This window comes from Nocardia sp. CDC159, from assembly GCF_023740735.1.
Taxonomy (GTDB): domain Bacteria; phylum Actinomycetota; class Actinomycetes; order Mycobacteriales; family Mycobacteriaceae; genus Nocardia; species Nocardia pulmonis.
The window spans coordinates 167,563-190,266 of sequence record NZ_JAMRXH010000005.1; the positions used below are offsets into that span (position 1 = coordinate 167,563).

19 protein-coding genes are annotated in these 22,704 nt (G+C 69.0%); 8 read left to right on the forward strand and 11 right to left on the reverse strand.

What is annotated here, in order from left to right; all coding sequences use genetic code 11:
* Nucleotides 1-3: 3 nt before the first annotated feature.
* From NDR87_RS13265 to NDR87_RS13275, 3 genes are read right to left on the reverse strand one after another with little or no spacing between them, the layout of a single operon-like run.
* On the reverse strand, nucleotides 4-438 hold the full coding sequence (locus NDR87_RS13265; RefSeq protein ID WP_251912367.1) for a rhodanese-like domain-containing protein: 435 nt from the start codon (nucleotides 436-438) through the stop codon (nucleotides 4-6).
* On the reverse strand, nucleotides 435-2,333 hold the full coding sequence (locus tag NDR87_RS13270; RefSeq protein ID WP_251912365.1) for a family 2A encapsulin nanocompartment cargo protein cysteine desulfurase: 1,899 nt from the start codon (nucleotides 2,331-2,333) through the stop codon (nucleotides 435-437). The genes NDR87_RS13265 and NDR87_RS13270 overlap by 4 nt, the downstream gene beginning before the upstream one ends.
* Nucleotides 2,305-3,237 carry a family 2A encapsulin nanocompartment shell protein gene (locus tag NDR87_RS13275; RefSeq protein ID WP_251912363.1) on the reverse strand — a complete coding sequence of 311 codons (933 nt, stop codon included), beginning with the start codon at nucleotides 3,235-3,237 and terminating at the stop codon, nucleotides 2,305-2,307. Before NDR87_RS13275 ends, NDR87_RS13270 begins: the two co-directional genes overlap by 29 nt.
* Before the next feature lie 246 nt (nucleotides 3,238-3,483).
* On the opposite strand from NDR87_RS13275, the gene NDR87_RS13280 reads away from it, so the two are divergent.
* The gene (locus NDR87_RS13280) at nucleotides 3,484-4,569 is read left to right on the forward strand and encodes a GGDEF domain-containing protein (RefSeq protein WP_251912360.1); all 1,086 of its coding nucleotides are present in this window, start codon (nucleotides 3,484-3,486) and stop codon (nucleotides 4,567-4,569) included.
* Between the two features lie 8 nt (nucleotides 4,570-4,577).
* Here NDR87_RS13280 and NDR87_RS13285 read toward each other — a convergent pair whose 3' ends face one another.
* The 8 genes from NDR87_RS13285 to NDR87_RS13320 form a co-directional block, all read right to left on the reverse strand.
* Nucleotides 4,578-5,243, reverse strand: a complete 666-nt coding sequence (locus NDR87_RS13285) for a GntR family transcriptional regulator (protein WP_251912358.1) — start codon at nucleotides 5,241-5,243, stop codon at nucleotides 4,578-4,580.
* 44 nt (nucleotides 5,244-5,287) lie between these two features.
* Entirely contained in the window at nucleotides 5,288-6,721 is a 1,434-nt protein-coding gene (locus NDR87_RS13290; protein ID WP_251912356.1) for an amino acid permease, read from the reverse strand.
* Nucleotides 6,722-6,785: 64 nt separating this feature from the next.
* Entirely contained in the window at nucleotides 6,786-7,787 is a 1,002-nt protein-coding gene (locus NDR87_RS13295; protein ID WP_251912354.1) for a proline racemase family protein, read from the reverse strand.
* A complete protein-coding gene (locus NDR87_RS13300) occupies nucleotides 7,787-9,319 on the reverse strand; it encodes an FAD-dependent oxidoreductase (RefSeq protein ID WP_251912352.1) in 1,533 nt (510 codons plus the stop codon). Before NDR87_RS13300 ends, NDR87_RS13295 begins: the two co-directional genes overlap by 1 nt.
* Nucleotides 9,316-9,639, reverse strand: a complete 324-nt coding sequence (locus NDR87_RS13305; protein WP_251912350.1) for a 2Fe-2S iron-sulfur cluster-binding protein — start codon at nucleotides 9,637-9,639, stop codon at nucleotides 9,316-9,318. Before NDR87_RS13305 ends, NDR87_RS13300 begins: the two co-directional genes overlap by 4 nt.
* A gap of 403 nt (nucleotides 9,640-10,042) precedes the next feature.
* Nucleotides 10,043-11,236, reverse strand: coding sequence for an FAD-binding oxidoreductase (locus tag NDR87_RS13310; RefSeq protein WP_251912348.1), 1,194 nt, complete (start codon nucleotides 11,234-11,236; stop codon nucleotides 10,043-10,045).
* A complete protein-coding gene (locus NDR87_RS13315) occupies nucleotides 11,233-12,693 on the reverse strand; it encodes an aldehyde dehydrogenase (NADP(+)) (RefSeq protein WP_251912346.1) in 1,461 nt (486 codons plus the stop codon). Before NDR87_RS13315 ends, NDR87_RS13310 begins: the two co-directional genes overlap by 4 nt.
* A gap of 18 nt (nucleotides 12,694-12,711) precedes the next feature.
* Nucleotides 12,712-13,623, reverse strand: coding sequence for a dihydrodipicolinate synthase family protein (locus tag NDR87_RS13320; protein WP_251912345.1), 912 nt, complete (start codon nucleotides 13,621-13,623; stop codon nucleotides 12,712-12,714).
* Between the two features lie 266 nt (nucleotides 13,624-13,889).
* Between NDR87_RS13320 and NDR87_RS13325 the strand changes: the two genes are divergently transcribed.
* The 7 genes from NDR87_RS13325 to NDR87_RS13355 all read left to right on the forward strand — a co-directional run bounded on the left by NDR87_RS13325 (nucleotide 13,890) and on the right by NDR87_RS13355 (nucleotide 22,702).
* Nucleotides 13,890-14,945 (forward strand): sorbosone dehydrogenase family protein, encoded by a 1,056-nt coding sequence (locus NDR87_RS13325; protein WP_251912344.1) that lies wholly within the window; start codon nucleotides 13,890-13,892, stop codon nucleotides 14,943-14,945.
* A gap of 124 nt (nucleotides 14,946-15,069) precedes the next feature.
* Nucleotides 15,070-15,357 (forward strand): hypothetical protein, encoded by a 288-nt coding sequence (locus NDR87_RS13330; protein ID WP_251912641.1) that lies wholly within the window; start codon nucleotides 15,070-15,072, stop codon nucleotides 15,355-15,357.
* 101 nt (nucleotides 15,358-15,458) lie between these two features.
* Entirely contained in the window at nucleotides 15,459-18,494 is a 3,036-nt protein-coding gene (locus NDR87_RS13335; RefSeq protein ID WP_251912342.1) for a glycoside hydrolase family 38 C-terminal domain-containing protein, read from the forward strand.
* Nucleotides 18,495-18,509: 15 nt separating this feature from the next.
* Nucleotides 18,510-19,922 (forward strand): extracellular solute-binding protein, encoded by a 1,413-nt coding sequence (locus NDR87_RS13340; RefSeq protein ID WP_251912340.1) that lies wholly within the window; start codon nucleotides 18,510-18,512, stop codon nucleotides 19,920-19,922.
* 1 nt (nucleotide 19,923) lies between these two features.
* Nucleotides 19,924-20,793: a carbohydrate ABC transporter permease gene (locus NDR87_RS13345; RefSeq protein WP_251912338.1), complete on the forward strand. Its 870-nt coding sequence runs from the start codon at nucleotides 19,924-19,926 to the stop codon at nucleotides 20,791-20,793.
* Nucleotides 20,790-21,611, forward strand: coding sequence for a carbohydrate ABC transporter permease (locus NDR87_RS13350; RefSeq protein WP_251912337.1), 822 nt, complete (start codon nucleotides 20,790-20,792; stop codon nucleotides 21,609-21,611). The genes NDR87_RS13345 and NDR87_RS13350 overlap by 4 nt, the downstream gene beginning before the upstream one ends.
* Nucleotides 21,611-22,702, forward strand: coding sequence for an ABC transporter ATP-binding protein (locus NDR87_RS13355; RefSeq protein ID WP_251912334.1), 1,092 nt, complete (start codon nucleotides 21,611-21,613; stop codon nucleotides 22,700-22,702). Before NDR87_RS13350 ends, NDR87_RS13355 begins: the two co-directional genes overlap by 1 nt.
* Nucleotides 22,703-22,704 lie beyond the last annotated feature (2 nt).

Consider the following 22,704-nt stretch of genomic DNA (forward strand, 5'->3'; position numbering starts at 1 on the left):
ACCCTAAACCGGAGAGTAACTAAGTGATTGCTCGACACGCTCCGGCAGAATACCCCCGAAGACGGCCGCCACGCTGCACTCGACATGCGCCGCCCGTCCGGCCACATCCAGCATGCGCGCAGCGCGCAGCGCGTGATAGCCGCCGCTCACGCTGGTCACTGCGGGCAGCCCCAGATCGCGCAGCGTCAGCGCGGCGACGGCCGAATCGTCGCCCGACGAACACAGGATCACCCACTCGACCTCGGGATGCCGGGCCCAGGACAGCCGGGCGCGGCTGTGCGGGTGCAGCCGCGCCGCGAGGAGTTGCCGCTCGATCGCGAGCGCCCCCATGAGCGCCCCGTCACGGGTGCGTTCGGCCTGGGAGCGGATGTCGACCAGCCTGCCGCCGCGGGCCAGCGCGCACGGCAACTCCTCCGGGCGAATCGGATCCGTCCTCACCTGCGGGCGCGGGCCAGGTTCTCGACGACGGTGAGCATGCGGTCGATCTCCGCGCAGGTGTTGTAGAACGCGAACGACGGCCGCACGGTCGCCTCGACGCCGAACCGACGCAGGATCGGCTGTGCGCAGTGGTGACCGGCGCGCACGGCGATACCCTTCTGGTTCAACGCCTTTCCGACCTCGAGCGGTTCGTGCCCGGTCAGCGTGAACGACAGCACGCTGGCCTTGTCCCGCGCCGTACCGACGAGGCGGACGCCCGGAATGGCGGCCAGCCGCGGGGTGGCGTAGGCGAGCAGCTCGTGCTCGTAGCGCGCGATGTTCTCGAGTCCGAGACCCTCGACGTATTCGATGGCCGCACCGAGCCCGATCGCGTCGGCGATATTGCCGGTGCCCGCCTCGAACCGGCCCGGCGGCGGCTGGAACAGCGACCGTTCGAGGGTGACATCGCTGATCATGTTCCCGCCACCCTGCCAGGGCGGCATATCCTGCAGCACTTCGGATTTGCCGTAGACCACGCCGATTCCGGTGGGGCCGAACAGCTTGTGGCCGGAGAACACGAAGAAGTCGGTATCCAGCGAACGCACGTCGATCCGCATATGCGGAACCGACTGCGCGCCGTCCACGACGGTCACCGCCCCGGCTCGGCGCGCCTGCGCCACGATCTCGCGCACCGGCGTGATCGTGCCCAGGGCGTTGGAAACCTGGGTGACCGCCACGAGTTTCGTCCGATCCGACAGCAGCCGCCCGTACTCGTCGAGCAGCACCTGACCGTGCTCGTCTACCGGGATCACCCGCAGCACCGCGCCGGTCTCGGCGGCGAGCAGTTGCCACGGCACGATATTGGCGTGGTGTTCGAGATGGGAGATGACGATCTCGTCACCCGCGCGAATATGCTTGCGGCCCCAGGTCTGCGCGATGAGGTTGATACCCTCGGTCGCGCCGCGCACGTAGATGATCTCCTCCGCCGACGACGCGCCCAGAAAGCGCGCCACGATCTCGCGCGCCTGCTCGTAGGCGTCGGTCGAGCGGGCCGCCAATTCGTGTGCGGCACGGTGGATGTTGGAGTTCTCGTGCTCGTAGAAATAGCGCAGCCGCTCGATGACCGCACGCGGCTTCTGCGTGGTCGCGGCATTGTCGAACCACACCAGCGGGTGGCCGTTGACCTGCTCGCGCAGAATCGGGAAGTCGTTGCGCACCGCGTGCACGTCGAAGGGCGGATGCGCCCCCGCGGGGATCGCCGCGGGAATCTTCGCGGACTCCGAGGTCGGCTTGTCCAAAAAGTAGTAGCCCGGAGCGGAGGCCGCGATCCGCGGCGGGGACAGCGGCGCGTCCAGCGACGGCAGTCCGGGCAGCAACGGGTCGACGTACGGATCGGCCACCGACGTCGATACCTGCCGCGCCCAGCCGGGCACCGTGGATTCCGGGGTCGGCCCGCCCGGCGGCATCGCCGCGGGAATCTTCGCGGACTCCGAGGTCGGCTTGTCCAGGAAGTAGTACGCCGGAGCGGAGGCCGCGATCCGCGGCGGGGACAGCGGCGCGTCCAGCGACGGCAGTCCGGGCAGCAGCGGATCGACATACGGGTCGGCCACCGAGGTCGGCACCGACATCGGGACCTCGGGCCCCCAGCCGGGCACCGTGGGCTCCGGGGTCGGCCCGCCCGGCGGGACCGCCGCGGGAACCTCCGAGGACAGCAGCGGCTGCCCGCCCGCGGGCATTGCCGCGGGAATCTTCGACGACTCCGAGGTCGGCCCGTCCGGTGCGACCGCCGAGGGGATCACGGTGGATCCCCCCGACGGCAACGCCGAGAAGAACTGCGCGGCAAGGCGGTTCAGGACCGCCTCGTCCGGCAGGGCCGCCCCGTCCGCGTTACTTGCGATAGGTCGGGGCGTAGTCATGGAACTTGTTCACCTCGGCTCCCTCGAGCAGTGCCACGGCATCGTCGGTCAGAACAGCCAGCGAGCAGTACAGCGACACCAGATACGACGCGATGGCGCTGCGATCGATACCCATGAACTTCACCGACAGCCCCATACCCTGCTCACCAGCCAGGCCGGGCTGGTACAGGCCGATCACACCCTGCCGGGATTCACCGGTGCGGATGAGCAGGAACTTGGTCCTGCCCCGCTCCACCGGAACCTTGTCCGACGGGATGATCGGAATTCCGCGCCAGGTGATGAACTGCGAACCGAACAGGCTGACCGTCGCCGGAGGCACGCCGCGGCGGGTGCATTCGCGACCGAATGCCGCGATGCCCTGCGGGTGGGTCAGGAAGAAGCCGGGCTCCTTCCATACCTTGGTGATCAAATTGTCCAGATCGTCGGGTGTCGGCGGACCGGCGATCGTCGAGATCTTCTGCTTGGGAGCCGTATTGGCGATCAGCCCATAATTCGGACTGTTGATCAACTCGCCTTCCTGATGCTCCTTGATCGCCTCGATGGTCAGCCGCAACTGTTGAGCAATCTGGTCGTGCGGGCTCGAGTACAGATCCGACACCCGGGTGTGCACATCGAGAATGGTGTTGACCGCCTTGAGGCGGTACTCCCTCGGGTCCTTCTCGTAATCGATGTATGTCTCGGGCAGCGGCGACTCGTCTGCGTTGTCGCAGGTGATGTCGACCGTCTGCTCGTGAGTCACCCGGTTGCGCCGGTAGATACCGGCCTCGACGGGTACCCAGTCCAGCAGATGGACCAGCCACCGTGGGGTGATGGATTCCATCTGAGGAACGGATTTCGTCGCATTCGCAAGCGTCCGGGCAGCATCATCCCCGAGCGCCATGGGCTGCGGTACAGCTTTGGTCATTGAACCGCCTTCACGATCGGCAAATCAACCGCTACCAGTGGCGGCAATAGTAGCCACAGCCGCCGGAAGAAAATCCGATCAAGTGTCGAATGGGCGTGTCTGCTTTGACCGGGATGTCCCTTCGCCCGATTTGACCGATTTCTGTTTCCGGCCCGGCAGATTCGAACCGGTCTGTAACATTCATCCCCTGGTTTGCGCTGCCGAAGCCGAAATAGGCTGCGGTATCCACGAGGATCGGTGAATCCCATGAGCGGTGTTCTGCGGTTGCTTCGTCAATGGTGGCGCGAGGGCGTCGACTACGACTGGATGTCGCAGGCCATCGCGTCCCATTCGCTGCTCGGCGCGGCGAAGTTCGCGGTCGGATCCGGCGGCGTGCTGACGCTGATCGTGAACAGCGCGGCCCTGTCCGCGCCGAGCGGACCGCAGTATCACGTGAGTCCGGTGGTCGTGTGGTTGCTTTCGGCGACGGCGCTGGCGTGGCTGGTGCGCTGGTGGGTGTTCCCCTGGCCCACCGCGGGCGAATCGCTGGCCCTGTTCGCGGCGTGCGATGTCATCGTCACCGCGGTGTGCATGCTGAATCCGAGTCCGGTCGGGCGCACCTTCGGGCTGGTCCTGCTGGCGATCACGGGGATGCACCTGTGCGTCTTCCATACGCCCAAGGTCGTCGCGGCGCATACGATCTGGTCGCTGGCCACGGTCGCGGCGGTATCGGCTCCGCTCGTGCGCGCGGGCGACACCGCCGCCGCGGCGGTCGTTGTTGCCACGATGGCGGCGGCGATCGCGGTGCCACCGGCATTGCAGTTCGGCTACTGGCTGTTCCGCCGGGACATGCTCTCGGATCCGCTGACCGCGCTGCTGAGCAGGCGCGGGCTGGAATACCAGGCGTCGGTCACCTTCGAGCGCGCCGAGCCGGACCCGATCTGCGTCATGGTCATCGACCTGGACCGGTTCAAATCCGTCAACGACACGCTCGGACATCCGGCCGGTGATCAGGTGCTGATCCACACCGCCGAGCGGCTGCGGGCCACTGCCCCGCGCGACAGCATCGTCGCACGAATCGGCGGCGAGGAATTCGCGGTCGTCGCCCGGCTGCCACCGGCGAGCGCGGTCGAGACGGCCGACCGGCTGCGCCGCGCGATCGCCGAACCGATCGCCGAACCGATGGCCGCGGTATCGATCACCGCCAGTATCGGCATGGCGGCCGCGGTCTCCGGACCGCCCGCCACCCTGGACGATCTGATCCACCGCGCGGATCGCGCCATGTACCGGGCGAAACAGCGCGGCGGCGACAGTGTCGTCGTCGCCAACGACTTCTCGATCCAATCCTCGTGACCGCGGCGTCAGTCGCGGCCGTTGCTCGCCGCCCAGATGCCGCGCACGTGGCCGATGTGGTAGCGCAGGAAGCGCTCGACCTCCTCGGGCTGATCGGATTCGATGAGATCGAGGATGGTGTGGTGTTCGCGGGCCGACTGCTCCAGTTCGCCGCGTTCGACCAGTGCGGCGAGGCCGAACAGACGGGTTTGGGAGCGCAGGTCGCTGACGATCTGCGACAGCCGGGGGTTGTTGCAGTAGTCGAGCAGCATGAGGTGGAACTGGCGATCGGCGTCGACGTATTCGACGAGATCACCTCGGATCGCCGCGCGAACGATCTTGTCGGCCTGCTCGCGCAGGCCGGGGAGGTCGGCGTCGGGAATGGTGCCGACGATCGAGCGCACGCTGGGCGGTTCGAGCAGCATCCGGATCTTGGCGATGGCGTCCAGATCCTCCTCGGAGGTCTCGGTAACCCGGAAACCCTTGTTGGGCACCGAGATCACCAGGCCCTGCTTGACCAGATCGAGCATGGCCTCCCGGACCGGGGTCGGTGAGATCCCGAACCGTTCCGACAGGGTGGGCGCGGAGTACAGGGCGCCGGGCTCGAGTTCCCCGGAGATGATCGCGGCACGCAGGGCGTCCGAGACGTGGTCGCGGAGGGTCGGACGTTTGCGGGTGTCCAGCCGTTCGATCATCCATGCTCCGTATCCGTCCCGGTGGGCGCGCCGCCCCATCGGTATCAGGATAATTGCGTTCGCTCGCCGTTCAGTTTCGAGTTCCGGTGGCCGAAGCAGACGTAGAGCGCCAGGCCCAGCACCAGCCAGGTCGCGAAGCGCAACCAAGTGACCACGGTCAGATGGCTGATCAGCCAGACCGAGAACGCGATTCCGATCAGCGGCACCACCGGCACCCAGGGCGTACGGAACGGGCGCTCGGCGTCCGGGCGGGTGCGGCGCAGCCGCATGACGCCGAGGGAGACGACGACGAAGGCCATGAGGATGCCGACATTGGTGAGTTCGGCGGCCTCGCGAATCGGTAGAAATCCGGCAATCAGAGCGGACACCACACCGATCGGCCAGATCACCCGGGTCGGCACCCGGCGGCGCGGATTGGATCGGCCGAAATAGTTGGGCAGCAGTCCGTCTCGGCTCATCGCGAAGCCGACCCGGGTGACGGCGAGCATATTGGCGAAGGCCGAGGTGGTGACGCCGATGACCGCACCGACCGCGATCACCAGCCCGAGCACGCCCATACCGATGCCGTCGAAGGCGGCGGAGAAGGGCGCGGACACACTGATATCGGCATAGTTGACCATGCCGACCACGACGAGACAGACCAGCAGGTAGACCACCGAGGCGATGCCGAGGCTGATCATGATGGCCTTCGGCAGCAGCCGTTTGCCGTCGGTGGACTCCTCGGCGGCCGCGCTCATCGCGTCGTAGCCGTAGACGGCGAAGAAGGCCAGGGCCGCACCGGATATCGCGCCGCCGACACCGAACGGGAAGAATGGGTCGTAATTACCCGCCTTGATATGGAACGCACCCGCCAGGACCACGATCGCGACGATGGCCATCTTCAGGGCGACGAGTCCGGTTTGGACGCGGGCGGATTCGCGAGTTCCGCGCGAGAGCAGGAAGGCCAGCAGCAGACACAACAGCACCGCGAACAGGTCGACCCGATGCCCGTCGCCGGTGCCCGGCGCGCCGAGCGCCCACACGGGTAGGTCGAAGCCGAAGTAATGGGTGATGTAGTTGAGGTAGCCGGAGACCGCGATCGCCACCACCGACACGATGGCGGTGTATTCGAGCAGCAGATCCCAGCCGATCAGGAAGCCGAGGATCTCGCCGAGGGATACGTAGGCGTAGGTGTAGGCAGAGCCCGCGCGCGGCACCATACCGGCGAATTCGGCGTAGCACAGCCCGGCGGCACCGGAGGCGACGATCGCGATGGCGAAGGAGACGAGGACGGCCGGGCCCGCGATGTCATGGGCGACGACACCGGCGAGGGAGAACACACCCGCCCCGACGAGCCCGCCGAGGCTGAGGGCGACCAACTGCCACAGCCCCATGCTCTTGGTGAAGTCACCGGTGTCGACGACCGTGACAGGCATGCGGCGCAACAGGGTTCGCCGCGTGAGGCGGGGCCGGGGCGGGCGGGTGTCGACGGGTTTCATGGGTGGGCCTTTCCTCAGGGCGGGCGGGGTGGAGATCGGGGCGGGACGGCGTGCGGCTGGTCCACTAGAAGACGAACCCCTCGGGGAAGGGATCGGTGGGGTCGAGCAGGAAGTTCGCCGTCGCGGTGAGCCAGGCGCGACCGGTGACCGCGGGCACGATGGCGGAATGCCCGCCAACAGTGGTGGTTTCGACCGCGCGGGCGTGGAAGGTGGTGCCGATGAACGAGTCACTGCGCAGGACGTCGGCACCGGACAGCAGTCCGCGCGCGTGCTGGCGGGCCAGCAGCGCGGAAGTGCCGGTGCCGCAGGGGGAGCGGTCGAACCAGCCCGGATGGATGGTCATGGCGTTGCGGGTGTGCGCGGGGAGCGAGGCCGGGTCGAGGAACATGACGTGTTTGCAGCCCGAGACGCGTGGGTCCATCGGATGGGTGGGACATCGGGTCGCGTTGACCGCCCGCATGATTCGCAGTCCGGCGTCGCGAATCCGGTCCTGCTGGGCGCGTTCGAACGGCACTCCGAGCTTGCCGAGGTCGACAATCGCGTAGAAATTGCCGCCGTAGGCCATGTCGTAACGCACCATGCCGAGCCCCGGAACGTCGATATCGTTGTCCAGGCTGTCACAGTACGCGGGTACGTTACGGATGGTGACCGAATCCGCGTGCCCACCAACAACTCTCACCGCGGCCACCACCCGCCCCGCCGGAGTGTCGAGCTTGATCTCGGTCACCGGCTCGTCGACGGGCACCATCCCCGCCTCCACCAGCGCCGTCGCCACCCCCATCGTGCCGTGGCCGCACATCGGCAACAGCCCACTGACCTCGATGAAAAGCACCCCGTAATGCGCATCGCCGGTGGTGGGCGGTTGCAGGATCGCCCCGCTCATCGCCGCATGCCCGCGCGGCTCGTTCACCAGCAGTCGGCGCAGTCCGTCCAGATGTTCGGCGAAATACATCCGCCGCGCGGCCATCGTCTCCCCCGGCACGGTTCCGATGCCGCCGGTGACGACCCGCGTCGGCATGCCCTCGGTGTGGGTATCGATCGCGGAAATGATTCGGCTGCTGCGCATTACGAATTCCCTTCGCGATCGCGTGCGGCCGCCGGGGCAGGGCCGGGGTGGCCCGATGGCGGTCGGCGTCCGGTTTCGGTACCCGGATCGGCCGCGCCCGCCCCGCCGAGAGCGGCCAGTTCGTGAAGACGGATCGGGGCGGCGAACGGACGTCGGGCCGGGGTCGCCGCCGTGAGCCCCGGTGGCATCGAGGTGGGGGCCGGGTCGGCCGATTCGGGATGCAGACGGACTCGCAGCGCCTCGATGTTCGCCGCGCAGACGCGGCCTTGGCAGGGACCGAGGCCCGCACGGGTGGCGAGTTTGGTGGGGCGATGGGCGTCACCGGCAGTGCGGGACCAGGCCGCTGACAGCTCGGCGCGGGTGGTGCCCTCGCAGCGGCAGACGATCGTGTCCGGAGTGGACCAGCTCAGCACTCCCGGGCGGATCGGATGGGCCGCGGCCAGGCGGGCGACGAATCGGCGGGCGGTGTGGTGGCGGGCACGCAGCGCGCGGTCTTCGAACGGGTCACCGCCCGCCGCGGCGATGCCCGCGACCGTGCCGGTGACGGCGGCCGACTGCGCGCCACCGATGCCGGTGATCTCGCCCGCGGCCCAGACGAATTCGGCGCTGGTGCGCTGCGCGCGATCGACCCGGACGAATCCCTCGACGGTGAGCTCGGCCCCGGCGGCCAGGACCAATTCGGTCTGGGGTGTGAAGCCGTGCGATACCGCGACCGCGTCCACCGGCACGGTGACCTGGGTGCCCGGGATGGGTGTCCAGTCGTGATCGAGCCTGGCGACCGTGGCCTCCTCGACGTGACCGTCGCCGCGCACGGCGATGACCGCATGGGAGGTGCGTAGCCGGATCCGGTGGCGCACACCGCACGTGAGATATCCGGCGAGTTCGGCGGCCTTGTCGGCGCTGTGCCGCAGTTCCCAGGGACGGGTGGTCCAGTGCCGGAGTATGCGGGCGGCCGGGTTGGCCTCGAGCACCGCTCGAATCCGCGCCCCGGCGTCGGCCAGTGATTGCGCGACCGGCAGCAGGAACGGGCCGGTCCCGGAGATCAGGATCGAGCGCCCCACCAGCAGCCGCTGCGTCTTCGCCAAGGTCTGCGCGGCCCCGGCGGTGTAGACCCCCGGCAGTTCCCAGCCGGGGAACGGGCACACCCGGTCATAGGCGCCGGTCGCGAGAATCAATGCGTCGCCGTGGATTTCGTGGTGCGTCCGGCGTTCGCCCTCGATCCCCTGCAGCAGCCGCACGAGCGGGCCGCCGCCGTCGAGCCGTCGCTCCAGCTGATAGACCGCCGCCCATGGCAGGTATTCGCAACGCGGATGCCTCACCAGCCACCCGGCACGGCGCTCCGCGGCCGGATAGCCGTGGCCGACGCACAGCGGACGACGAACGCCGAATGCGGCGGGAATGCGCCGATTGTACTGTCCGCCAAGGCTTTCGTTCGAATCGATCAGGGTGACCCTCGCCCCCCGATTCAAGGCCGCCTCGGCAGCGGCGGAACCGGCCGGACCACCGCCGATCACGACGACGTGCCGCGTCATCGCGCCGCTCCCGCCCCCGCGGGCCCGCGAGTCTGGGTCACGACCGCGTCACCGTCGCGTGCGGGACGGCGACACAGCCGAATATCGGGCACCCCATTCACCGTGGCGACACAGTCGAAGCAGATCCCGATGCCGCAGAACACACCTCGCCCGCCCCCACCGGGCGCGGTGCGCCAGGCAGCCCGACCGCCCGCCAGCAGAACCGCCGCCAGGGTCTGCCCGACCACCCCACCAGCGGGAACTCCGTCAACGGTGACGACCAGCGACCGGTCCTCGCGCCCCACCGGATCGCCCGCGGCAGACATCATGTGCGCACTCATCGCCCGCCTTCCCACGCCGCTTCGCCCCATCGAGGCTGGCCTCCAACGAAAACGGCCCGCTCCATCGCGAAGGCCAACTCGCGACGGGGCCCCAACGAACCACCCCTCCCGCGAGTACTGTCCCGCCGGTGCAGACCTCCGGTTGATATGGCTAGCCGATCACGAAGGGCAGCTCGCCGTGCAGGGCTGGTCGAGGCTCCCCTCGCGCCCGCCTCCGCGCCGTCGGCGCGGAACGCGGGGAGAACGGGCTTCCGATCGCAATTCGGTGGCCGGAGTGGGGAATTCGTCGAAGGTTTCTTGGGTGTGGTGTGGGCGTCGAACGGATCGACTGGTGGGCGGTGGGTCTCGCGGCGGTGGGTGGGGGTAGTAGCTGCGGTCGGTTGGGAGCGGTGGGTGGCGGGGGTCATGGGGTGGCCGTTTTCGTTGTCGGGTCGGTGGAGGGCATGACCGCTGGGCGGTCGGGGCGGAAGGGGGTGAGGTTCAGGGTGGGTGGGGTGCCGGTGAGGGTATGGCTGGTCAGTTCGGCGGTGGCGAGGGATAGGCCGATGCCTGCGCCCTCGTGGCCGGTGGTGTGCCAGAGGGCGGGGCGGCGGGGGTCGGGGCCGATGACGGGGAGGTGGTCGTCGACGTAGGGGCGAAAGCCGTTGTAGGCGCGCATGATTGCGGTGTCGGCCAGGGTGGGGAACAGGCGGAGAGCCTTGCGGGCGATGGCGGCGAGACTGTCGAGGTGCAGGCGGGTGTCGAAACCGCAGCGGCGGCGGGTCGAGCCGAGCAGGAGTGGGCCGCCGCGGGTGGATTCGACGACCGCCGAGGATTGCAGGGCGGTGTCGGGGGTGGCGACCGCGGCCATATAGTCCGCGTCGTAGACCTTGTGGAAGACCGTTGGCGGCATCGGGGCGGTGATCAGTACGTCACCGCGGCGTGGGCGGATCGCGATCGGCGCGCCGAGCAGGGCGGCCACCGTGCCGGACCAGGGTCCCGCCGCGTTGATCACCACATCGGCGAATCTCGGGCCACGGGTGGTGTGCACGCCCAGCAGGGACTCCCCGCGCAGGATCGGGGCGAGCACGGCGCAGTCGGTCTCGACCACGGCCCCGGTGGTGACCGCGGCGGCCAGCAGAGCCGTTGCCGCACCGGCCGGCTGGACCTGGGCGTCGTCCGGGTAGTACATCGCCGCACGCACGTCGGGGGTCAGCGCGGGTTCGGCCGCCGCCAGCCGTGGCGGGTCGAGTTCCTCGCAGCGCACGCCCGCTCGGCGCTGAGCGGCCGCGTATGCCCGCAGTGCGCTCGCGCCCTCGTCCGTGGTGGCGACGATGATGCCGCCCTTGGGCTCCCATTCCGCCGCGGCGGCGTCGGCGGGCAGGCGGGTGCCGATTCGGTCGAGGACCTCCGGCCACAGTCGTCGCGACAGCAGCGCCAGGTCCAGTTCGGGTCCGGGGCTCTTGTCCGAGACGAGGATATTGCCCTCGCCGTGTGCCGTGGTGGCCGAGGCCACCGCACCCTGTTCGCAGATCCGGACCGCGGCCCCGGCCCGCCCCAGCCGCTCCGCCAGGGCGCAGCCGATCACCCCGGCGCCGATGATCAGCACGTCGGTCATCGCGGCCGCGCCCCGTTCACCGACCGCGGAACCGCGAGCGGGTTGCCGGTCCGCAGTTCCGGCGGCAGTAGGTCGTCGGGTACCTGCTGGTATACGACCGGCCGGAGGAACCGTGAGATCGCCGCGGCGCCCACCGATGTCGACGCCGGTGCGGTCGTGGCGGGATACGGTCCGCCGTGCTGCTGGGCGTAGGTCACCGATACGCCAGTGGGCCAGTCGTTCCACAGCACGCGCCCGGCGGCGGCCGTCGCGGCGGCGAGCAGGGCGCGGGCGGTGTCGTCGGCGCGCTCGCCGAATATCGACACCGTCAGCTGGCCCCCGATCGACCGCGCGAGCGCCAGCAGCTCCGCGGTGTCACGGTATTCGGCCAGAAGCGTTGCCGGACCGAACATTTCGTGCAGCAGCGCAGCGGGTTCGGCCAGCACCGCCCGGGCGGTCGTCGCCAGCAGCAGTGCCGTCCCGGGGCCGCCCCCGGCGAGCACCCGCACCTCGGGGTGGGAGCGGACCCGCTCGACGGCGGCCGCGAATCCCGCGGCGATATCGTCGTTGAGCATCGGCCCGGTGGGCGCCGGGCTGCGATGCATCAGATCGGCGAGTTCGTCGGCGAGCCGGGCATCGGCAGGTATCGCGATCAGCCCCGGCTTGGTGCAGAGCTGTCCCGCGCTGGAACTCACCACCGCCGCCAGGCCCGCCGCGATCTCCGCCGCGCGGCGGTGAGCGGCCTCGGCGGTGACGAAGACCGGATTGATCGAGCCCAGCTCACCGAAGAACGGAATCGGGACCGGACGGCGGCAGGCGAGGTCGTACAGCGCGCGCCCGCCCGCGGTGGAGCCGGTGAAGGTCGCCGCGGCCACCGCCGGATGCAGCAGCGCCCGCACACCGGCCGCGCGCCCGAAGATCAGCCCGAATGTTCCTGCCGGGGCGCCGACTTCGCCGAGGGCCGCCGCCACCAGCTCACCCACGCGCCGGGACAGGAGGGGATGCCCGGGATTGGCCTTGACGATGACCGGGCACCCCGCGGCCAGCGCCGAGGCGGTATCGCCACCGGCGACGGAGAAGGCGAACGGGAAGTTGCTCGCCGCGAAGTTGAGCACCGGCCCCAGCGGCACATTGATCCGCCGCAGATCCGGACGGGGCGCGCCCATCGGCCAGTCCGGGTCCGGCGGGTCGATGCGCACGTCGAGAAAGTCGCGGTCGAGCACGATCCGCGCGAACAGGCGCAGCTGGAAGCTCGTTCGCCGCAGCTCCCCGGTCAGGCGCTGCTCGCTCAGCGCGGTCTCCGCCGCGGCCTGGGCCACGAGTTCGGCGCGGTGCCCGTCGAGCCGATCGGCGATGCCGCGCAGCACCCGGGCACGGTCGGCGAGGTCGAGTTCCGCCCAGGGCGCGGCCGCCGCGGCCGCGACCACGGCATCGACGCTCCGGTCGGTGGTCTCCGCTTCGATCACACTGTCGGACATCGTTTCTCCTCGACTCGCCTACCGGTAGCCCTTGGCCAGTACCGCCTCGGTGGCCGCGGTGACGGCCGCGGCCACCTCCGGCGCCAGCGGCACGCGGGGCGGACGGCAGCGGCCGCCCCGGCGACCGGCCACAGCCATCGACAGCTTGATGGCCTGGACGAATTCGGTCTTGGAGTCCCAGCGCAGCAACCGGTGCAGATCCCGGTACAGCGGCAGCGCCTTGTCCAGATCCCGATTCACCGACGCGTTGTAGAGGTCGATCGTCGCGCGCGGAATCGCGTTGGTACAGCCCGCGATCCAGCCGACCGCTCCCGCGATGGCCAGCTCCAGGACCACATCGTCGGAGCCGACGACGACCTCGAGGTCCGGCGCCAGCTCCTTGATCTCGTAGAACCGCCGGACATCGCCGGTGAACTCCTTCACCGCGACGATCAATCCCTCGCCGTGTAATCGCTCCAGCAGCTCGGGAGTCAGATCGATCCGGGTATCGATCGGATTGTTGTAGGCCACGATCGGCAGGCCGACCGCCGCGACGGTGCGATAGTGCTCGAGCACCGTATCGTGCCCGCCCCGATAGGCATTCGGCGGTAACAGCATCACCGCCCGCGCCCCCGCCTCGGCCGCCTGCTCGGCCCAGCGCCGCGCCTGCAGCGCCCCGTAGGCGGCGATCCCGGGCAGCACCGTGAATCCGGGCGGCGCAGCGGCCACCGCGGTGCGCACCACGCGCGCCCGCTCCTCGTCGTCGAGGGTCTGGTACTCCCCCAGCGATCCATTCGGGCTCACGCCGTGACATCCGTTGTCCGCCAACCAGCGCACATGCTCGGCGTAGGCGTCGTAGTCGATCGAGCAGTCGTCGGCGAACGGCAGCGCCGTCGCGACCAGAATCCCGTGCCACGGGCGGGTTTCGGCGGAAGTGAGCGGGTCGGACATACCAGCCTCCCTGGGGCGAGACGCGAGCCGAAGTGACATGTGATGTGTGACATTGCACAGTACTCGGCGTGATCCACCGCCCGCAAGGGTGCGTCCGGTGTCCGGTCCGAAACAGGTTGGCCGCTAGCGGCTTTCGCCGCCAGGCCGGTAGGGGTCGCCCACTCGAGGACCTCAAAGCGGGTAATTACCAATGCATTTCACGAAGAATGGAAGGTATGAGAAACAAAGGTATTGCGACACTTTTGTCGATTGCCGCAGCCCTGCTGATGACCTTGTTATCGAGCTGCGCCACCACCCCGAATCCCGCCGATTCGAGCGCGGTTTCACTGGCGTCGAACGACGCGGTGGCCGGAGCTCCCGATCTCAATGCGCCCGAGGAGATCGCGCGCGACATCGATACGCCCTGGGGTCTGGCATTCCTGCCCGACGGGAAGGCATTGGTGGCCCAGCGCGACACGGGCGAGATCCAGCGGATATCCCCTGGCGCCAAGCCCGAGCGGGTGTACCGGGTGCCGGGCGTGGTGGCCCGGGGTGAGGGCGGGCTGCTGGGCCTGGCGGTATCGCCGAAGTATGCCGAAGATCGTTATGTCTACGCCTATTTCACCGCCGCCAACGACAATCGGATCGTGCGTTTCCGGTTGGACGGGCAGCCAGAGGTGATCTTTTCCGGGCTCGCCAAGGCCTCCATTCACAACGGCGGCCGAATCGCCTTCGGACCCGACGGCATGCTGTATGTCGGCACCGGCGACGCGGGACAGTCCAACCGCGCGCAGGATCCGGCCAATCCCAGCGGCAAGATTCTGCGCCTGACCCCTGAGGGCCGTCCGGCCCCGGGCAACCCGACCGCCAACTCGCCGGTCTACTCTCTGGGTCACCGCAATGTGCAGGGCCTGGCGTGGGATGCGACCGGGCGGCTGTTCGCGACCGAATTCGGCCAGAACACCTACGACGAGGTCAATCTGATCCAACCGGGACGCAACTACGGCTGGCCGGTCGTGGAGGGCAAGGGCAACACCCAGGGCGGCCGCTACACGAACCCGCTGATCACCTGGTCCACCCAGCAGGCCTCCCCCTCGGGCCTGGCGATCACGGCCAACACCCTCTACGTGGCCGCGCTGCGCGGTGAGCGGCTGTGGACGATCCAGATCCGCGGCGACGGCAGCCTGGGCACCCCGCAGGCGCAACTGCGCGACCGCTACGGCCGCCTGCGCACGGTGGCGGTGGCCGCCGATGGCGCGCTGTGGCTGACGACCTCCAATACCGACGGCCGCGGCGACGTCCGCACCGGCGACGACCGAATCATCCGCTTCCCGGCCAGGTGAGCGCGCCGGTGAGCGCGATCACCGCAACTGGGTAGTTTCACCAAGCACGCGCTGGATACCCGTAGGAGAACGCCATTTGGCTTGGTCGATTTGTCACGACAGCGGGAAGGAACAAATCGTGTTGATGCTCACCCCCACTGCTCTCGAGGCCGTTCGCAGCCTGACCGCCACCGAAGGCGCGCCCCAGGACGCGGGTCTGCGGATCTTCACCGCCGATCAGACGTTGCAGCTCGCCGTCGCCGCGGCCCCGGCCGAGAACGACCAGATACTCGATGCGGAGGGCTCGCGCATCTTCCTGGATCAGCAGGCCGCGGCCTTCCTCGACGACAAGATCCTCGACACCGGACTCGACGACGACGGCCAGGGCGCGTTCGTCCTGGCCCAGCAGGATCCGGACGCGCCGACCGAATGAGCCCGCTCCCCCGGGCTTGATGGTCGAACAACCGACCGAACGGAAGCTCTTGTGGTTCCATGGATTTGCGGGCGCGAGCCCGCAAACCATCGGAGCCGCGCATGCATGACGATCGGGTGTTGGTCGAGGACCGAATCGACCGGATACTGGCCGAACGCATTCGCCCCGCGGTCTATCCGGCGTCGGCGCCGCTGCGCGTCGAGTCATGGCAGGCGCCCGGCGAGCCGGTCCCGTTCGCCGAGGCGCTGTCCGCGGACTACCGTCCCGCCCGGGTCGGCGACGCGTGGGGTCCGCCGTGGGCGACCACCTGGCTGCGCATCAGCGGCGCGGTGCCCGCCGCCTGGGCCGGGCGCATCGTCGAGGCCCGCATCGATCTCGGATTCGACGGCGCCACACCGGGTTTCCAATGCGAGGGTCTGGTCCGTACACCGGACGGCGCCATCGTCAAGGGGCTCGCGCCGCGCAACGACTGGGTGCGCGTCGCCGCGCCCGCCACCGGCGGCGAACCGGTCCAGCTCTATGTGGAGGCCGCCGCCAATCCGATCATTCTCGACAATCGCTCGCCGTTCCCGTTCCGGCCCACCCCGCTGGGCGACCGGGCGACGGCAGGCGATCTGCCCCTGTACCGACTCGGCCGGATCGACCTGGCGGTCTTCGATCCCGAGGTGGCCGAACTGGTTTCCGATATCGAGGTCGCGGCCCAGCTGATGGCCGAACTGCCCGTGGACCGATCGCGCCGCTGGGAACTGCTACGCGCGCTGGAGCGCGCACTGGACGCGCTCGACGTCCACGACGTGCCCGGCACCGCCAAGGCCGCCCGGGACGCGCTCGCCGACGCGCTGTCGCGGCCCGCGCACGCCAGCGCACATCGGATCTCGGCGGTGGGTCACGCGCATATCGACTCGGCGTGGCTGTGGCCGCTGCGCGAGACGGTCCGCAAGGTCACCCGCACCGTGGCCAATGTCACCGCGCTCATGGCCGACCATCCCGACTTCGTCTTCGCGATGTCGCAGGCCCAGCAGCTGGCCTGGATCAGGGACCACTCCCCCGAACTGTTCGCCGAGGTCACCGCGCTGGTGGCGGTGGGGCGGTTCGTACCGGTTGGCGGCATGTGGGTGGAATCGGACACCAATATGCCCGGCGGCGAGGCGCTGGCCCGGCAGTTCGTGCACGGAAAACGGTTCTACCTGGAGGAATTCGGGCTGGAGACCGAGGAGGTGTGGCTGCCGGACTCGTTCGGCTACACCGCCGCGCTGCCGCAGCTGATCGCGCAGTCCCGCTCGCGCTGGTTCCTCACCCAGAAGATCTGCTGGAACCAGACCAACAAATTCCCGCATCACACCTTCTGGTGGGAGGGGCTGGACGGGACCCGGATCTTCACACACTTCCCGCCGGTCGACACCTACAACTCCGAACTGTCCGGCGTGGAACTGGCGCATGCCGAACGCAACTTCGCCGACAAGGGCGGGGCGACCCGATCGATGATCCCGTTCGGCCACGGCGACGGCGGTGGCGGCCCGACCCGCGAAATGCTGGCCCGCGCCGCCCGATTGGCCGATCTGGAGGGTTCGCCGCGGGTGGCGATCGAACCGCCCCGAGATTTCTTTCGCGCGGCCGAACAGGAGTACCCGGACGCACCGGTGTGGGTGGGCGAGCTGTATCTGGAACTGCATCGCGGCACCTACACCAGTCAGGCCAGGACCAAACAGGGCAACCGGCGCTGCGAACATCTGCTGCGCGAGGCCGAGCTGTGGGCGGCCACCGCCGCGGTGCGACTGCATGCCGACTATCCCTACGAGCGGCTGGATCGGCTCTGGAAGACGGTGCTGCTCAACCAGTTCCACGATATCCTGCCCGGCAGTTCGATCGCCTGGGTCTATCGCGACGCCGAGCGCGACCACGCGGCGGTCGCCGCCGCGGCGACCGAGATCATCGCCGAAGCGCAGCGACGGTTGGCCGGTACGGGTGAGACGCCCCTGGTGTTCAACGCCGCGCCGCATCCGCGCGACGGCGTGCCCGGTATGGGCGCGGGCCCCCGCGCCCATCGGCTGGCGGGGCCGGTCACCGCCGAGGCGGCCGACGGCGGCTACGTGCTGAGCAACGAGTCGCTGCGAACAACGGTGGACGCCAATGGTTTACTGCGATCGGTCTACGACCGCGCGGCCGACCGGGAGGTCATCGCGCCGGGGCGGCGCGGCAATCTGTTGCAGCTGCATCCGGATGTGCCGAATCGGTGGGACGCCTGGGATGTGGATCGCTTCTACCGCAACACCGTCACCGATCTGCTCGACATCGACGAGATCGCACTCGAAGCCACCGGTCCGGAACAGGCCACCGTCCGCGTGGTGCGAACCTTCGGGGCGTCGACCGTGCGCCAGTGGCTCACCCTGCGCGCCGACGGCCACGGGCTCGAGATCGAGACCGAGGTGGATTGGCACGAGGCCGAGAAGTTCCTCAAGCTCGCCTTCCCGCTGGATGTGCGGGCCGATCGGTCGACCGCGGAGATCCAGTTCGGGCACATCCACCGTCCGACGCACGTCAATACCAGTTGGGAGGCGGCCCGATTCGAGATCTGCGCGCACCGCTGGGTGCTGCTGGCAGAACCCGGCTACGGCGTCGCCCTCGCCAACGACGCCACTTACGGTCACGACGTCGTCCGAACGACTCGTGACGGTGGTGGGACCGCGACCGTCCTGCGGGCCTCGCTGCTGCGCGCGCCCCGCTTCCCGGACCCGGATACCGATCACGGCGTACACCGCTTCCGTCACGCGCTCATCCCCGGCGCGCAGGTGAATACCGCCGTGCGCGAGGGTTATCGCATCAATCTGCCGATTCGTGAGGTGCCGGGTGCGGAGGCCGCCGTGCCGCCGCTGCTCGAGGTGACCGACCCGGCCGTGGTGGTCGAGTCGGTGAAGCTGGCCGACGACCGCTCCGGCGATGTGATCGTTCGGCTTTACGAATCCGGCGGCGGTCGTGCCCGGACCCGGCTGACCGCCGGGTTCTCGCTGAGCGCGGCCGTCGTCACCGATCTGCTCGAGCGCCCGTGGCCGGACGGCCCACCGTGCGAGATCACCGACGGCGGTATCGATATCTCGTTGCGCCCATTCGAGATTCGCACGCTTCGGCTGTCCCGGTGATCGTGGGGGGCGAAGGTGAGCAGACGAACCGTGATCGCGGCCCTCGCGCTGACGGCATGTCTGCTGCTGACCGCCTGCCTCGGCCGCCCGGCCCGGGTGAACGATCCCCGCCGCAATGCCGACGCCACCACCGTGACCCTCACGATCGCCTCCAATGCGATCGAGGGCGGTAAGAATTCCGCGATCGCCCGGTGGATCACCGACTACGTGATCCCCACCTTCACCGCACGGCAGCGCGCCAACGGTGTCACGGTGCACCTGAAATTCCAGGGCAGCGGCGCCGACGACGGCAGCTATCAGCAGAAGCAGATTTTGCAGCTGCGCACCGGCGGCGGCGGTGACGTGCTCGACATCGACGGCACCGATATCGGCAACTTCGCCCAGAGCTGGCTGATCGAACCGCTGGCCGCGGTGGTCGGCGCGGAGACCGTCGCGGCGTGGGACGGCTGGAGCCAGATCTATCCGGCCGTGCGGCAACTCGAACAATTCCGCGGGCAGGACTACGGCATTCCCAAGGGCACCGACGGCCGGGTGCTGTTCTACAACCGCGAGCTCTTCGCCCGAGCCGGGCTACCCACCGAGTGGCAGCCGCGCAGCTGGGACGAGATCCTCGGCGCGGCCGCGGCCCTGGCGAAACTGCCGGGGGTCACGCCGATGCAGCTCGACGGCGGCACCGCCATGGCCGAGACCACCACCATCAACGGCTTCCTGCCGCTGCTCGCCGGAGCGGGCGCGTTGATCCACGCCGAGGGCAAGTGGCAGGGCAATACCGCCGCCATGCGGGCAGCGCTGGGCTTCTATCAGCGCCTGGTCGCGGACAAACTCATCGATCCGAATCTGAATCTGGAGGCGCAGGGCCGGGATCGGTCCTTCGCCGAATTCGCCGCGGGCCGGATCGGCATCTATCTCGAGAGCGACTATCTGTGGCGGTCGATCATCTCCCCGTCGGTCGGGACGAATCCGATGCCCGAGCGCGACACCACGATCGGATATGCGCTGATCCCCGCCATGCGGCCGGGGGCGGGAGTGGACGGCAAGGACGTCCTCACCTTCTCCGGCGGGGCGGTCTGGCTGATCAATCCCAATACCGACTATCCGCAGCAGGCGTGGTCGCTGCTCACCTTCATGAGCTCGGCCGAGGCCATGATCGCCTACCAGCGCGAGTATCTGGGCTCCGCGCAGATCATGCCCCGCACCGACGTCAACGACGCCCTGCTGGCGAGCGAACCGCTGATGCGCTACATCGCCACGAAGGCTTTGCCGCACACCTACTTCCGCCCCGCCGAGGCCGCGTACACCCGGGTCTCGGCGCTGATCCAGCAGGCCACCGCCGACGTGATCAGCGGCGGCTCACCGGAAACGGCCGCGGCGACCTATGCCCGCGAACTGGCCGAGATCGTAGGTAGAGACAACGTTGCCGAGGACTGATGTGCGCGATGTCGCCGGGCTGGGCGCGCCCCGGGCGCTGGCCCTGCTCGCGCCCGCCGTGCTCGTCATCGGGGTGTTCCTAATCTTCCCGGCACTGTGGACGCTGTACATCGGATCGACCGATTACGAACTGGCGGGACCGAATTCGGTGCAGCCGAACAATGTCGGCACCGGCAATGTCACCAAGGCGCTGCGCGATCCGGGCTTCCACAACGCGCTCTGGCTGACCGTGCTCTATGTGGCCGGATCCGCGGTGATCGGGCAGAACCTGCTCGGCTTCCTGCTGGCCTGGGCGCTGCCCCGGGCCGCCAAGCCGGTGCGCACCGCCACGCAGGGGCTGGTCCTGCTGGCCTGGATCCTGCCGAGCACCGTCGTGGCCTTCCTCTGGTACGCGCTGCTGGAGCAGAAGTCCGGCACGCTGAACACGGTGCTGGGCAACCATGCCACGGCCTGGTTGATCGACTATCCGATGCTCGCGCTGATCGTCTTCAACACCTGGCGCGGTACCGCGTTCTCGATGATGCTCTACAGTTCCGCGCTGGCCACGGTGCCGCCCGCGCAGCTGGAGATGGCGAGGCTGTGCGGGGCGCGCGGGCTGCGGCTGCTCAAAGATGTGGTCTTCCCGCACATCCGGGGCCATGTGCTGACCAATACGCTGCTGATCACCCTGTGGACCGCCAACGACTTCACGCCGTATCTGCTCACCGCGGGCGGACCCAACCACGCCTCGGAAGTGCTGCCGGTCTTCATCTACGACCAGGCACTGATCGGTGATCAGCTCGGCTACGCCGCGGCTGTCTCGGCGATCCTGCTGGCGGTGAATCTCGTGATCGCCGTGCTGTATCTGCGACTGCTCAGGAGGCGCACGTGACTCCGCGCTGGGTGCTGGGCCGGATCGGCTTCTACACGCTGATCTCGGTGGTGCTGATGTTCTTCGCACTGCCCATGCTGTGGCTGGCGACCGCGCCGTTCGATCGCGACCCGGGGCTGACCGTGCGCTGGCCGCGCTGGACCACCGCCAATCTCGCGGCCACGCTGGACAATCCGAACGTCGTTCGATCCCTGGTCAATTCGCTGATCCTGTGCGGGGTGAGCACCGCGATCACCGTCACGCTGGCGGCGCTGGCGGCGTATGTGCTGTCGCGGGTGCGGATTCCGGGGCGCGGGGCGGTGCTGTACGTGCTGCTGTTGCTGTCCAGCGTGGTGACCGGGACGGCGGCGATGGTGCCGCTGTTTCTCATGATGTACCAACTGGGCCTGATCAATTCGCGGCTGGGCACGGCGGTCGTGCTGTCCGGTGGGCTGCTGCCCGCGGCCATCTTCATGTTGAAGGACTTCATCGACTCGGTGCCCTCGTCCTACGAGGAGTCGGCGCGGGTGTTCGGCGCCTCGCCGGGGCAGGTGCTCACCCAGGTGGTGCTGCCGATCGCCCGGCCCGGGATCGCGACCATTCTGGTCTGGTCGTTCGTGAATGCCTGGGGCAACTTCCTGCTGCCGTTCCTGCTGCTGCTGGACACCGACAGACAACCGGCCGCGGTCATCGTCCACACCATGCAGAACGAGGGCGGCGCGGCGGATCTGCGCGCGCTGCCGGTGTTCTCGCTGCTGTACTCGATCCCGGTGGTGGTGCTGTTCCTGCTGGTGAACCGGCGCTACGGATTTCGCTTCCACGGAGGGATCAAGGGCTGATGGCAGGCATCGAGATCCGCGGGCTGTCGGTGGTGTACCCGAACGAGGTCCGCGCGCTGGACGAGCTCAGCCTGACGATTGCCGACGGCGAATTCTTCGCGCTGCTCGGTCCCTCGGGCTGTGGCAAGACGACGCTGCTGCGTACCCTCGCCGGGCTGGAGCGGGCCACCGGAGGCAGCATCGTCGTCGGCGACCGCGAGGTGAGCGCGCTCGAGCCCGCACGGCGCAATGTGGCCATGGTGTTTCAGGACTATGCGCTGTTTCCGCATATGACCGTCGCCGAGAACATCGCCTATCCGCTGCGCGTGCGCCGCACCGGCCGGGCGCGCCGACAGGCGGTGGCCGAGCAGACCGGCGCCGAACTCAGCCTCTCGGGCCTGCTCGATCGCCGCCCCGCGCAGCTGTCGGGCGGTCAGCAGCAGCGGGTGGCGCTGGCCCGGGCGATCGCCATGGGCGCGCAGGTGCTGCTGCTCGACGAGCCGCTGTCGAATCTGGATGCCCGATTGCGGCTGGAGGCACGGACCTTCCTCAAGCGGCTGCAGCGCGAACTCGCGGTGACGACGGTATTCGTCACCCATGATCAGGCCGAGGCGCTCGCCGTGGCCGACCGCATCGCCGTGCTGGAATCGGGGCGGCTGCGTCAGATCGGCACACCGCGCGAGATCTTCCAGTATCCCGCCGACACCTTCGTCGCCAATTTCATCGGCTCGACGCCAATGAATCAGCTGCCCGGGCGCATCACCGCGGCCGGTGTCGAGGTCGCGGGCGCCGTCCTGGCGCTGCCCGGCGGTATCGACCGGGCCGACGGCAGCGCGATCACGGTCGGCATCCGGCCGGAGTATCTGCGGCTGCGCCCCGACGCCGACGGATTCCGGGGCCGGGTATCGGTCGTGGAAAACCTCGGTGTCACAGCGCTGGTCGTGCTGGACTGCGCCGAGGGCGTACAACTCGGCGTCACCGTGCCCGAGTCGGAGGAACCCGCGGTGGGCGATGCGCTCACCGCCGTGGCCGAGCCCGGCCGCATTCTGCTGTTCGACCCGGACTCCGGCGAGCTGCTGAACCCGGCTCGAGATCGCGTCCGGTATCGGTAGAG

Excerpts from the sequence above, each read along its gene's own strand:
- NDR87_RS13270 (WP_251912365.1), bottom strand. The coding sequence starts at position 2,333 with ATGACTACGCCCCGACCTATCGCAAGTAACGCGGACGGGGCGGCCCTG.
- NDR87_RS13275 (WP_251912363.1), bottom strand. The coding sequence starts at position 3,237 with ATGACCAAAGCTGTACCGCAGCCCATGGCGCTCGGGGATGATGCTGCC.
- NDR87_RS13280 (WP_251912360.1), top strand. The coding sequence starts at position 3,484 with ATGAGCGGTGTTCTGCGGTTGCTTCGTCAATGGTGGCGCGAGGGCGTC.
- NDR87_RS13285 (WP_251912358.1), bottom strand. The coding sequence starts at position 5,243 with ATGATCGAACGGCTGGACACCCGCAAACGTCCGACCCTCCGCGACCAC.
- NDR87_RS13290 (WP_251912356.1), bottom strand. The coding sequence starts at position 6,721 with ATGAAACCCGTCGACACCCGCCCGCCCCGGCCCCGCCTCACGCGGCGA.
- NDR87_RS13295 (WP_251912354.1), bottom strand. The coding sequence starts at position 7,787 with ATGCGCAGCAGCCGAATCATTTCCGCGATCGATACCCACACCGAGGGC.
- NDR87_RS13300 (WP_251912352.1), bottom strand. The coding sequence starts at position 9,319 with ATGACGCGGCACGTCGTCGTGATCGGCGGTGGTCCGGCCGGTTCCGCC.
- NDR87_RS13305 (WP_251912350.1), bottom strand. The coding sequence starts at position 9,639 with ATGAGTGCGCACATGATGTCTGCCGCGGGCGATCCGGTGGGGCGCGAG.
- NDR87_RS13310 (WP_251912348.1), bottom strand. The coding sequence starts at position 11,236 with ATGACCGACGTGCTGATCATCGGCGCCGGGGTGATCGGCTGCGCCCTG.
- NDR87_RS13315 (WP_251912346.1), bottom strand. The coding sequence starts at position 12,693 with ATGTCCGACAGTGTGATCGAAGCGGAGACCACCGACCGGAGCGTCGAT.
- NDR87_RS13320 (WP_251912345.1), bottom strand. The coding sequence starts at position 13,623 with ATGTCCGACCCGCTCACTTCCGCCGAAACCCGCCCGTGGCACGGGATT.
- NDR87_RS13325 (WP_251912344.1), top strand. The coding sequence starts at position 13,890 with ATGACCTTGTTATCGAGCTGCGCCACCACCCCGAATCCCGCCGATTCG.
- NDR87_RS13330 (WP_251912641.1), top strand. The coding sequence starts at position 15,070 with ATGCTCACCCCCACTGCTCTCGAGGCCGTTCGCAGCCTGACCGCCACC.
- NDR87_RS13335 (WP_251912342.1), top strand. The coding sequence starts at position 15,459 with ATGCATGACGATCGGGTGTTGGTCGAGGACCGAATCGACCGGATACTG.
- NDR87_RS13355 (WP_251912334.1), top strand. The coding sequence starts at position 21,611 with ATGGCAGGCATCGAGATCCGCGGGCTGTCGGTGGTGTACCCGAACGAG.